The organism is Muricauda brasiliensis (assembly GCF_003057865.1).
Taxonomy (GTDB): Bacteria; Bacteroidota; Bacteroidia; order Flavobacteriales; family Flavobacteriaceae; genus Flagellimonas; species Flagellimonas chongwuensis.
The window spans coordinates 554,178-565,936 of sequence record NZ_QBTW01000011.1; the positions used below are offsets into that span (position 1 = coordinate 554,178).

At 42.5% G+C, this 11,759-nt stretch carries 10 protein-coding genes; 3 read left to right on the forward strand and 7 right to left on the reverse strand.

Annotated features, from left to right (window positions below; genetic code table 11):
* Positions 1-7: 7 nt before the first annotated feature.
* Positions 8-586 (reverse strand): TetR/AcrR family transcriptional regulator, encoded by a 579-nt coding sequence (locus DCK90_RS08410; RefSeq protein WP_108245732.1) that lies wholly within the window; start codon positions 584-586, stop codon positions 8-10.
* A gap of 222 nt (positions 587-808) precedes the next feature.
* On the opposite strand from DCK90_RS08410, the gene DCK90_RS08415 reads away from it, so the two are divergent.
* The gene (locus tag DCK90_RS08415; RefSeq protein WP_108245733.1) at positions 809-3,589 is read left to right on the forward strand and encodes a M16 family metallopeptidase; all 2,781 of its coding nucleotides are present in this window, start codon (positions 809-811) and stop codon (positions 3,587-3,589) included.
* 33 nt (positions 3,590-3,622) lie between these two features.
* Here DCK90_RS08415 and dinB read toward each other — a convergent pair whose 3' ends face one another.
* The gene (gene dinB / locus DCK90_RS08420) at positions 3,623-4,723 is read right to left on the reverse strand and encodes a DNA polymerase IV (protein WP_108245944.1); all 1,101 of its coding nucleotides are present in this window, start codon (positions 4,721-4,723) and stop codon (positions 3,623-3,625) included.
* A 27-nt stretch (positions 4,724-4,750) separates the two neighbouring features.
* Between dinB and DCK90_RS08425 the strand changes: the two genes are divergently transcribed.
* Entirely contained in the window at positions 4,751-5,224 is a 474-nt protein-coding gene (locus tag DCK90_RS08425; protein ID WP_108245734.1) for a CYTH domain-containing protein, read from the forward strand.
* Positions 5,218-5,892: a lysoplasmalogenase gene (locus DCK90_RS08430; protein WP_108245735.1), complete on the forward strand. Its 675-nt coding sequence runs from the start codon at positions 5,218-5,220 to the stop codon at positions 5,890-5,892. Before DCK90_RS08425 ends, DCK90_RS08430 begins: the two co-directional genes overlap by 7 nt.
* A gap of 2 nt (positions 5,893-5,894) precedes the next feature.
* On the opposite strand, the gene DCK90_RS08435 is transcribed toward DCK90_RS08430, so the two are convergent.
* The 5 genes from DCK90_RS08435 to DCK90_RS08455 form a co-directional block, all read right to left on the reverse strand.
* The gene (locus DCK90_RS08435; protein ID WP_108245736.1) at positions 5,895-7,190 is read right to left on the reverse strand and encodes a Zn-dependent hydrolase; all 1,296 of its coding nucleotides are present in this window, start codon (positions 7,188-7,190) and stop codon (positions 5,895-5,897) included.
* Positions 7,191-7,245: 55 nt separating this feature from the next.
* Complete coding sequence (locus DCK90_RS08440; RefSeq protein WP_108245737.1) at positions 7,246-8,385, reverse strand: AEC family transporter; 1,140 nt, start codon at positions 8,383-8,385, stop codon at positions 7,246-7,248.
* On the reverse strand, positions 8,385-9,584 hold the full coding sequence (locus DCK90_RS08445) for a pyridoxal phosphate-dependent aminotransferase (protein WP_108245738.1): 1,200 nt from the start codon (positions 9,582-9,584) through the stop codon (positions 8,385-8,387). The genes DCK90_RS08440 and DCK90_RS08445 overlap by 1 nt, the downstream gene beginning before the upstream one ends.
* Positions 9,585-9,722: 138 nt before the next feature.
* Entirely contained in the window at positions 9,723-10,325 is a 603-nt protein-coding gene (locus DCK90_RS08450; RefSeq protein ID WP_159075795.1) for a TetR/AcrR family transcriptional regulator, read from the reverse strand.
* Between the two features lie 13 nt (positions 10,326-10,338).
* On the reverse strand, positions 10,339-11,739 hold the full coding sequence (locus DCK90_RS08455; protein ID WP_108245740.1) for an efflux transporter outer membrane subunit: 1,401 nt from the start codon (positions 11,737-11,739) through the stop codon (positions 10,339-10,341).
* Positions 11,740-11,759: the final 20 nt, after the last annotated feature.

Consider the following 11,759-nt stretch of genomic DNA (forward strand, 5'->3'; position numbering starts at 1 on the left):
GGCTTTTTTATACCAGCTCTGCGTCCATAAAAAGAGATGGCGCGATACTTTTGGACATAAAAATAGGCCAGTCGTTTTTGAACAGATGGCTCTCGGTAACTGCACTTTCATACAAAAGGTAGAGTCCGCCCGAAATTTTTTCCGTTTCTGCTTTGGACAAATTGGAAATGTTATCGCCAACCACCTCGCCCAAATACAGGAGCAATTCTTTCTTCTGCTGTTGAATTACACTAAGAATGGTAGTTTGGTCAGGAGAAAGCTCGCCAAGCGTCTTGAGTCCCCAACAGCCCTGAAAATTTTCCTCGAGGTACATATCCCGCAGTAGGTCAAATATGGCCAATAGCTGATTTTTCCCTTTTGGTCTATCGTTCACATAACCTTTGAGATTCTTAATAAACGCACTGTGTCGCTGATTAAGATAGGCAATGCAAATATCTTCTTTGGATTTAAAATGACTATATAGCGTAGCTTTTGCTATGTCACATTTGGTAATGATTTCGTTGACCCCCGTTGAATTATATCCCTGCGAATAGAAAAGGTCTCCCGCTGAAGATATAATGTGCTCGTGCAATTCGTTTCGTTGCATAAATGAGTAAAATGTAGTTAATGGTGGTCGATGGTACTACAAATTAAAAGAAAATATGTAACTCGAGCCCCAACTATCAACTATTATTCTGGTTTAAACAAAGAAATATTACATTCTTTAGTTTTTAAGATGAATGCTAACAGTCTAGCATAGTGTTCATTGTAAACATTTTCCTATATTGTGTATCATAATTTATCAATCAAATAACTAAAAACAACAGAAATGAAAAAATTACTTCTGGCCTCATTTGTAGGCCTTCTTTCCTGTTTAATGAGTTTTGGGCAAGGATTTCAATTCAAAGCCGATGACATCGACATCGATTACAAAACCTACACTTTAAAAAATGGACTCACGCTTTTGGTCCATGAAGATCACAAAGCACCAATCGCTGCGGTGAATGTTTGGTACCACGTAGGGTCTAAAAACGAGAAACCCGGTAAAAGTGGATTTGCCCATTTGTTCGAACATTTGATGTTCAACGGAAGTGAGAATTACAACACCGATTATTTCCAAGCATTGGAGAGTATTGGGGGTACCGACCTGAACGGAACAACCAATACGGACCGAACCAACTACTTCCAAAATGTGCCCGTTTCTGCTTTAGATCAAGTGTTGTTCTTGGAATCTGACAGAATGGGACATTTATTGGGAGCGATTGACCAAGAAAAACTGGATGAGCAACGTGGGGTTGTTCAAAATGAAAAAAGGCAAGGCGAAAACCAACCTTATGGGATGCAATGGGATTATCTGACCAAGGCCATGTATCCAAAAGGACATCCATATTCATGGACCGTAATCGGAGAAATGGAAGATTTGAACGCCGCCTCTTTAGAAGATGTACAGGAATGGTTTAAGTCCTATTATGGTGCTGCTAATGCGGTGGTCGCCGTAGCAGGGGACATTGATGCCGAAGAAGTGCATCAAAAAGTGATTAAATATTTTGGGGATATACCCTCAGGCCCTACGGTAGAGCGACAAGAGGTGAACATACCCAATAAGATTTACGACTCCCGTCAAGAATATCAAGACCGTGTTCCGGAGACCAGAGTATTGTTCGCTTGGAACACACCTCCGTTTGGATCAAGGGAAGACCTTCACTTTGATTTGATCTCCGCCATCTTGACGAGTGGAAAAAACTCCAGGTTGTATCAAAAATTCATCTATCAAGACCAATCGGCCAGTGCCGCGGTCTCTTTTCAATCATCAAGCGAAATAGCAAGTCAGTTTATCACTTGGTTAAATGTGAAGCAAGGAGAGGATGCTGCAAAATTGGAAAAAGAGCTCGAGGCCGAAATCGAGAGATTTATCAAGGAAGGACCTACCGAAGAAGAACTGAAAAGGGTAAAGGCCAATTACTTTGCTAATTTCATTAAAGGCTTGGAACGAATCGGTGGATTTGGAGGGGTATCCGATATTTTGGCTTCCAATCAAACCTACCATGGCGATGCATCATACTACAAAACACAATTAAAATATGTTGAAGATGCAACGGCCGAAGACCTTAGGAAAACAGCGGAAAAATGGCTGACAAAAGGGAAACATATTTTAATCTGCCGACCATTTCCTGAATATGATATCGTAGAATCTTCGGTGGACAGAAGCAAATTGCCAGAGCTCGGAGCGCCAAAAAGTTCAAAATTCCCAGAGCTGCAGCGTATGCAATTATCCAACGGACTTAACGTGGTGTTGGCGCAGCGTAAGGGGGTGCCCACGGTAATCATCAATTTGGTGGCCGATGCCGGTTACAAAACCGATTATTTGTCCAGCCCCGGTACGGCAAATTTGGCCATGAACTTAATGGATGAGGGAACAAAGGACAAGACCTCTTTGGAAATAAACGAGCAATTACAGCTCTTGGGAGCCTCTTTGAGTACTTTCTCCAGCCAAGATGAGTCCAATGTATATATGAGTACCCTAAAGCCAAGTTTGGATGCCAGTCTGGATTTGTTTATGGACGTTTTACTCAACCCGGTATTTCCTCAAAAGGAGTTTGAAAGATTACAAAAGGAGCAAATCAATAATATAAAACAGGAGAAATCACAGCCCATCACCATGGCCTTGCGGGTGATGAACAAATATCTTTATGGAGAGGACCATCCCTACAGTAGTCCTTATACAGGTACAGGATATGAAGACTCGGTCTCGAACTTGACAAGGGACGATGTAGTTAATTTTTATAACACCTGGTTCAAGCCGAACAATTCCACATTGATAGTAACAGGGGATGTGGAAATGAGTGAATTGAAATCCAAATTGGAAAAGACGTTGGGCAAATGGAAAAAAGGCGATGTTCCTACCATCGCTTTCAATCAGCCCAAGACCGGCTCCAGTAATACGCTGTATTTAATGAACCGACCAGAATCCCAACAATCCGTGATTTTGGCAGGGCACTTGACCGAAAAGTACGGAGGGGTCAATGAGATAGCACTGGAGCAAATGGTGAATATCCTCGGTGGAGATTTTACTTCTAGAATCAATATGAATTTGAGGGAAGACAAACACTGGTCTTATGGAGCTGGCGGATTTGTGCTGGGTTCCAAAGAAGAACGTCCTTTTATTGTTTATGCACCGGTACAGACGGATAAAACAGCAGAATCCGTGACCGAAATTAGAAAGGAAATATCCGAATTTACCTCTACAAGGCCTGCAACCAGTGAAGAGTTGGAAAAGGTAAAGACCAATCAGGTACTGAAGCTTCCCGGGCAATGGGAAACCAATAGTTCGGTAAACAGTTCAGTAAGAAGTTTGATTCGGTATGATCTACCAGATGATTACTATCAAAAATACGATCAGAACGTAAGGAATCTTTCTGTGGATGATATTAGAAAGGTGAGCAATGATGTAGTGAAGCCTGGAAAAGTGAACTGGTTTATGGTGGGAGATCGTGCCGAGATCATCGACAAACTGGATGCGCTTGGTTTTGATAATATTGTTGAGATCGATGCGGATGGGAACCCTAAAAAACCAGCAGTAAAACCTACGGAAACGGATATCAAGAATTAAATAGGATAGCCTCCCGAAAGGGGGGCTTTTCTTTTAAAAATCAAATTTGAGCTGAACGAGCACCGATTCTTTTTCTTCGGTCTTTTTCTCTTTTTCCGTGTTAAGGTTGGCCAAGGAAATACCCAGCAATCGAACCGAATTTTCCAAAGTGGATTGGTACAAAAGCTCCTTGGCGGTTTCCAATATCAAATCCTTACTGGCAATAAAATAGGGAAGCGTCTTGCTGCGGGTCTGTAGGGTAAAATCGCTGTACTTGATTTTCAAAGTGACCGTTTTCCCGGCAATTTTTGATTTTTGGAGCCTTCTTTCCAGTTCACTGGCAATGTTCTCCAACTTTTCCAGCATGAAGATTTCACTGCTCAGGTTTTCAAAAAACGTCCGTTCCGCACCAACGGATTTCGGAATACGGTGCGGCTTTACGGCACTGAGATGGATTCCCCTTACCACATTAAAATAATGACCGCCACTTTTCCCAAAATGCTGATCAAGGAAATCCGCTGACTTTTCTTTAAGGTCCTTGCCCGTGAATATTCCCAAGCGGTACATTTTTTCTGCGGTCACCTTGCCCACGCCATAAAACTTCCGAATGTCCAGGTTTTCCAAAAACTCTATTACCTCTTCGGGGTTTACGGTTTTCTGTCCGTTGGGTTTGTTGTAATCGCTGGCCACTTTGGCGATAAACTTGTTAATGGAAATTCCTGCCGAGGCCGTCAACCCGGTTTTTTCAAAGATTTTTTGACGGATTTCCTTAGCAATCAAGGTAGCAGAGGGATTCCCTTTTTTATTTTCGGTGACATCAAGATAGGCCTCGTCCAAGGAAAGGGGTTCTACCAAATCGGTATATTCAAAAAAGATGCTCCTAATTTGGTTCGAAACCTCTTTATAACGGTCAAAGCGGGGTTTTACGAATATGAGCTCGGGACAATTTCTTGCTGCAATACTTCCTGCCATGGCACTTCGAACACCAAATTTCCGTGCTTCGTAACTTGCTGCGGATACTACCCCACGCTTGGAACCACCACCTACGGCAATGGGCTTCCCTTTTAATTCCGGGTTATCATGCTGTTCCACGGACGCGTAAAAGGCATCCATATCCACATGAATTATTTTTCTTAAGGGAAAATCAAAGTCCATTTTCAAATTTAGGGTATATTTAGTTTGATGGAACATTTGGAAATAGAACGAAAATTTTTGGTCAAGTCGGAGACCTTCAAAGAGCAGGCCACATCACAGGCCCGAATTGTACAGGGATTCCTGAATACGGACCCGGAAAGGACCGTTAGGGTCAGGATCAGGGGAGAAAAGGGCTTTTTAACAGTAAAAGGCGCCAGTAACGAATCGGGGACCACGCGCTTTGAATGGGAGACCGAAATTTCGGTTGCAGAGGCAGCTAATCTTATCGACCTGTGTGAAGCCGGTATACTCGAAAAAGTCCGTTTTGAAGTGCCGTTGGGCAAGCATACGTTTGAGGTGGATGAGTTTTTGGGCGAGAACAAAGGACTTATCTTGGCAGAGGTGGAGCTCTCACATGAAGATGAACGTTTTGAAAGACCGGACTGGCTGGGCCAAGAAGTCACCGGCCAAGTGCAATATTACAATTCGCAATTGAGTATAAAACCGTATAAAGAATGGTAGCCAAATCTAACAGAACAAGGCAACTCATCAATATCTTTATATTGGTTTCCGCATGTTTGGCCATTTATTTTGGATTTTACAATGACAGAGCACTTTTTATGTTCTTCAAGCCATTGACTACGATTTTGGTAATTGCCTTACCATTTTTTGCGCCAAAGAATGGCCATGTTACATTTGGAAGATTGGTTATCGTTGGTTTGGTGTTTTGTTTGTTGGGCGATGTTCTGTTGCTATTTGATGCATATTTTTTATTTGGACTTGTGGCATTTTTAGTGGCCCATATTTTATTCTCCGTATCATTTATCCAATACATGGGATTTTACAAAAACTGGATTGCTTTTCTGGTACTTTTCGGTATTGCCGGAGTTCTTTTCCTTTGGTTAAGACCGGGTTTGGGAGATTTGTTGCTACCTGTTTCCATTTATGTGTTGATAATCACGTTTATGGCATGGCAAGGAGTTGGCCTGTACGTGAGGGAAAGGAACAACGCACATGCTCTTATGGCTATGGCCGTATTATTTTTTATGCTTTCTGATGCACTATTGGCAATTTCCAAATTCAAGACCCCTTTTTACTTCTCCGGACCATTGATTTTGAGTACCTATTGGTTGAGTATCGGATTGATCGCAAATGCTGTGAGAGGAATAACCTCGACCACAGTAAAGTAAAATCAATCCAATTTTTTATCCAAAGCCATAATAGTTTGCAAGAGCACATTGGCTCCATTGGCCATATCTTCGGCTGATGTAAACTCTTTGGGTGAATGACTGATGCCTCCTTTGCTGGGAACGAAAATCATTCCCACAGGAGCAAATCTGGATATATCCTGCGCATCATGTCCGGCACCACTGGGCATATATTTGTAGCTAAGTCCCAAGGCCTTTGCGGAGGATTCTATTTCGTTTTGGATAGCGGTATCAGTCAGGGCCGGTTCTGCTGTGGTGTCCAACGGTAAAAACTCAACGGTAACATTGGATTCCTTAGCAATCTGTTCGGTTTTTTTCTTGATGGCCTGATATACTTTTTGAATCACTTCCAAAGAGAGGTCACGGATTTCAAGACTGGCGGTCACCTTTCCCGGTATTACATTGGGTGCTCCAGGCTCCGCTTTGATTCGTCCTACTGTACCTACTTGAGTTCCCTCGAAGCTATTGGTAATCTCGTTTACCGCAACAATATATTTGGCAGCTGCAAGCAGGGCATCCTGTCTCGCGTTCATGGGCGTGGTACCTGCGTGGTTGGCAAAGCCGGTAAATACAACGTCCCACCAGTTAAGTCCTACAATGCCCTCTACCACACCAATATCCAGGTTTTCTTTTTCAAGTTTGCCCCCTTGCTCAATATGAAGTTCCAAGAAAGCCGCCAAACTGCCCTTTTCACGTTTTGCTTCCATGAGCTTTGTGGTGTCACCACCAATTCTCATAATGCCCTCTCCCATGGAATAGCCTGTGGAGTTCACTACGCCAAGTGCGGATTTGCCCAAATTTCCGGCCATGGCCCTGCTTCCCATAACGCCGCCCTCTTCGTTTGGGAAAATAATGACTTCAAGGGGATGTTTGGTAGAAATGTTATGCTCGTTCAAGGTTTCGATAACTTCCAAAGCAGCCATAGATCCCACGCAACCGTCATAATTTCCTCCGTTGGGTACCCTATCAATATGAGAGCCAAAAGCAATTGGTTTAAAGGATGCTTCACTCCCTTTTCTAGTTCCGATAATATTTCCGGCAGCATCGACCTTCACCACCATTCCAAAATCTTCGAGCGTTTTAATTACCCAATTTCTAGCTTCGATATCCGCATCACTAAATGCAACACGTTCCGTTTCACCATTGGTTTGAAGACCGAATTCTGCAAGGTCGAAAATTCTCTTTTCAAGACGGTCTTGGTCGACTTTTACGTTGGATTGCTGAGCTGATAGGGTCCCAATTAAAAGAATGGAAAGAACAGTGATGAACAGTTGTCTCATAATTTCCTGGTTTCCTTAAAAATAGGGAATTAGAAAGAAAAATATGCTAAAATGACTAAGCAGCTTTTTCTGTGGCGGTCGAACTTATTTCGTGGTCAATCAATTTTTGCTCCGACCACTTTTTTTTACTGATACCACTGCACAGGGGAATGATAAAACCAATGCCTAAAAGAGCAACGGCGACCATAAAAATATTGACGGGATTCACAAAGAACGAACCACTGTTCAAGGTTGCCAATATGAGCATTGTTGAAAGTGGGAACGACAATGCTAGAATTGCCACTCCAAAATCGCCACTAAATGTTCTTCTTTTCGACTTTTTGTCCATTTCCATGCTATCCACGGCGGCTATGTGGGCATAGGGCCAAAAACTACAAGCGCTAAGTCCAAAGGCCAGGGTCAACAATATTTCGTTGCGGGCCTCGATACCTGCCACCATCACAAATACTCCTGAAATCAACAAAACTAAACCTGCACGTGTACAGAGCAAGGAAAAAATCTGGAAGAACTGTTTTCTTTTGATTTTTACGGCGAGACCTATAAAAAGCAATACCAATGGCGTCATGATCAAACTCAGCTTTTCCAATGTTTCACTTAGAAAGAACGGAAGGGAGTCCATGTGCAGCCCAAATGCCAACAAAACAAGCGCCGCTGTGATAAATACGTTAACGGGCTCCGAGATCATGGCCTTGATCAATGGTTTTAGCTTTGTTCCTCCGTTCTTTTTCTGATTGGACTGAAGGCTGTAGTGCCAATTCATCGCAACTAAGTAGAGAAAAAAGAGTACAAAAACCTTATTTCCAAGGTCGGACATGGCTGCCTTGGCCAAATATTCATCCCCCAAAAACTCCAAGATAAATGGGAAAGAGGATAATCCGGGCGCCAAGGAAGGCACCAACAATTTGGCGGTTCTATACTCCGAGGTCCCTTTTCCAATTCCCATAAGAGGCAAAATAACGGGCATGGAAAAAAACAACAATAGGTTAAGCCCAAGGGCCAATAAAGGCAATATTAATAGATGTAACTCGACCTTAACCCCCAACAACGCAATAAAAATGGTCGCTGGAAGGGCAAGGTTCAGAATTATTTTTTTTATTCCAGAAATCTCTTCTTTGGATTTAAACTTTACTTTGAGCAGTACTCCAATGAAGATGAAAAAAAGAAATACAATGGTTTTTTGAATGCCTATATCCACTATACCAACACTTTATTGAGTGCGGCGGTAAACGTTTTCATTTCGTCCATGGTTCCCATACTTACACGGCACCAATTTTGGTCCATAAATTGGAAAGCACGAACACCCACCTTCAACTCTGTCATTTGTTCCAAGAATGCTTGTCCTTCCATTTCAATCGGGAAAATGATAAAACTGGTAGAGGAAGGAACATAAGAGGTAATGCCCAACTGATCTAAACTCTTGTACACATATTCCCTACATTCGGCATTAAGGCTACGGGACTTCTCTATAAATGCGTCATCGTCCATCGCAGCCATAGCGGCGTAAACTGATGGAAGTGAAATGCCCATACCACCACGGGTAATTTTTTGTATTCTGGCGAGAGTTTCTTCCAAGGCAACAGCATAGCCCACACGTAAACCGGCCATACCGTGTATTTTGGAGAAAGTTCTGGCGATGATTACATCTTTACCTTGGTTTACCAAGGATACCATACTTTTTTTAGCTCCGTCCTCCAAGAACCATAGGTAGGCTTCATCAACAAATACGGGCACCTTTTCAGATACTCTTGAACAGAAATCAACCAATTTATCATGGTCTGTCATGGAACCGGTAGGGTTGTTCGGATTACAGATGTAAACCAATTTTGTTTCATCATCAATGGCTGCCTCCATTGCATCAAGGTCGTGCGACCAATCGTCTTTCAATGGGACTGGTTTCCACGTAGCTCCAACAGATTCAGCAACACGAATAAGAGACATATAAGCCGGGTCGGCGGAGACCACATTGCCTCCGTTCATAAAGAAAACCATGGCCGTTTTCTCCAAAAGGTCGGAGGAGCCAGGACCCATCATAATGTTTTTGCTCTCTACTCCTTCAAAATCGGCAATCTTATCTACAAGTTGATACAATTCTTTCCAAGCATATCGGTTACCGCCAGAAGCTGAATTCTTGAACGCCTCCAAAGCCATTGGGGAAGGCCCGTATGGATTTTCGTTGGCATTCAATTTGGCCGCAAGTTCTGGAAGGGCCGCTTCGGGTTTTGGTAAATATTCTTTAAAGAAAGGACTGTAGATTGCGTTGCCCTCTGCATCGAGGGTCAAAGGTGCCTTTGGTGTCTCTGCCAATCCAATATAGGGCAGTGCCATTGCCCCGCCGGCAGTGAGCATACTTTTTCTTATCCAATCACGTCTGTTGATGTTAGTTGTAGTTCCCATTGGTTTTTAGTTTTTAGAAGAATTTAAAATTAGACGATGATGTTGTTAAAATCAATGCTAAAAACGTAAAAATCAGCTATTTGAGAACGAATATGTTAAAATTCTGAAGTGTTATTTAAGGATTTGACAGTCTGAAGACTACTGAAGGGGGCTTTTTTGCAGATATTCCAACGTAAGTATGCCCCTTAGATTGTTGATAATAATGTGCTCCAACAATTCATGAATGCTGTATTCATCAAATAAATTTGGTTTTGAATAGACGGTCTCTTCCATCCGGGACAAAAAAAGTGTACAGACCAATTGGACGTTTACATTTTTTCTTACTTGTCCCAATCGTTGTGCTTTTTGTAATAGCGGGCAAACAATATCCCAAACAATATCTTTTTTTAACTGGGAATATATTTCATAGGCCTCCGGATAGTATTTATGGAGCCCGTATAAAAAAGCAGGGTTGATCTCCTGAAATGTGATCAACCCTTGCTTGTATATAAAGATTATTGTGGTAAGTGGCTTTTCTTCATTAGGGTTTTCAAGTATATAATTATCTACATTGGCCCTAATATTATCCAAGTAATATTGAAGACTCTCCTTGACCAGTTTTTCTTTGCTGTTAAAATGCTTGTAAAGGGTCTTTTTTGAAATACCAAGGCTTTTGGCCAGTTCATCCATGGAGAAGCGCTTGCTTCCAAATTTGGTGAAGTTCTTGATGGCATAGACCAATATGTTCTTTTTATCCCCCACAGAGCAAAAAATTTTATTTCCAGCCCCCTCCTAGAGCCCTGTACAGTTCCACAATGGCACTCAATCGTAAATATTGTGAGTCTACCAAGTTAAGCTCGGAGTTCAATGCATTTTGACGTGCGGTCAATACTTCCAAATAATTGGCCAGACCATTGTTCAGCAGTTCTTCGGAATAATCCTCCGCTGTGGCGTATGCATCGAGTTCCTTGGAGCGTGCCTCCAATTTTTCGGTTTCTGCTTCATAGGTGTAGAGGGCATCGCTAACCTCTCTGCCAGCGGTGAGCAAAGCTTGTTTGTAATTTAACAGTGCCTGTTCCTGCTGTGCCTTGGCTACTTCCATTTGCGTTCTTAATCGTCTGCCATTGAAAATAGGTTGGGTCAGCGAGCCGACCAAAGTCGAAAAGAGTGAGCTGGCATCTAACCAGTTGTCAAATTCGAGGCTCTGAAAGCCACCGGTCGCCGATAAGCTCAATGACGGATATAGACTACTTTTGGCAACGTTGGTCAATTCAAAAGCATTGATTAGGCCATATTCTGCCTGCATTACATCTGGCCGGTTTGCAAGAAGTAAATAAGGAACGCCTGTACTCAACTCATTTTCAATGCTTTGGTCGTCCAATTTGCCACGTTGGATTTTTTGCGGCGCCTCGCCCAGCAGGATACTAAAGGCGTTTTCGAGCAGTTTGATGTTGTTCTCAAGGTCTATTACAATAATTTCGGTGGTATGTACCTGTGCCTCGGTCTGCTTTACGGCCACCTCGGTCACCTGCCCGGCATCTTTTAACGCTACTGTGGTCTCCAAACTATTTTTTCTGGCCTCCAAGGTTTGCTTGGCAACTTCCAACTGTTTGTCCAATGCCATCAACTGGTAGTAGGTGGCAGCAATATTGGCGATTAAATTTGTCTTGACAGCTTGATGTGCCGATACACTCTGTAAATAGGATGCGCCAAAAGCTCTTTTATTGCTCCTTATTTTTCCCCAAACATCAGCTTCCCATGATAGGGCTCCAGAAAGTTCATATTGTTCCAGCGCACTGGTGAAAAAGCTACCAAACTGACTGTTTGCTGAGTTTTTGGTCCTTGTAAAGCTGGCCGTTCCGGAAAGGGTAGGGTAATATCCAGCCTTACCCTGTTTTACGTAGGCTTCTGCAGCTACTACGTTCTGTAGGGCTATTCTAATATCGATGTTGTTTTCGAGACCTTGTTCTATATATGACCTCAATTGTTCATCGTTGAACAGGTCCCTCCAAGATACATCCGCCATGGAAATACTGTCCTGTGGCAGATTATCTGTTCGATAGAGATTTTCGGTCTCCACCTCTGGTCTTGAGTAATTTTTGGCGACAAAACACGATTGTAACAATAGTGGTGTCGAAAGTACCAAGATCAATTTATATGTTGATTTTATTTTCATGGTTGATATACTTTGTTTGA

Coding starts and splice junctions, on each gene's coding strand:
- DCK90_RS08410 (WP_108245732.1), bottom strand. CDS start 586: ATGCAACGAAACGAATTGCACGAGCACATTATATCTTCAGCGGGAGAC.
- DCK90_RS08415 (WP_108245733.1), top strand. CDS start 809: ATGAAAAAATTACTTCTGGCCTCATTTGTAGGCCTTCTTTCCTGTTTA.
- dinB (WP_108245944.1), bottom strand. CDS start 4,723: ATGGACTTTGATTTTCCCTTAAGAAAAATAATTCATGTGGATATGGAT.
- DCK90_RS08425 (WP_108245734.1), top strand. CDS start 4,751: ATGGAACATTTGGAAATAGAACGAAAATTTTTGGTCAAGTCGGAGACC.
- DCK90_RS08430 (WP_108245735.1), top strand. CDS start 5,218: ATGGTAGCCAAATCTAACAGAACAAGGCAACTCATCAATATCTTTATA.
- DCK90_RS08435 (WP_108245736.1), bottom strand. CDS start 7,190: ATGAGACAACTGTTCATCACTGTTCTTTCCATTCTTTTAATTGGGACC.
- DCK90_RS08445 (WP_108245738.1), bottom strand. CDS start 9,584: ATGGGAACTACAACTAACATCAACAGACGTGATTGGATAAGAAAAAGT.
- DCK90_RS08455 (WP_108245740.1), bottom strand. CDS start 11,739: ATGAAAATAAAATCAACATATAAATTGATCTTGGTACTTTCGACACCA.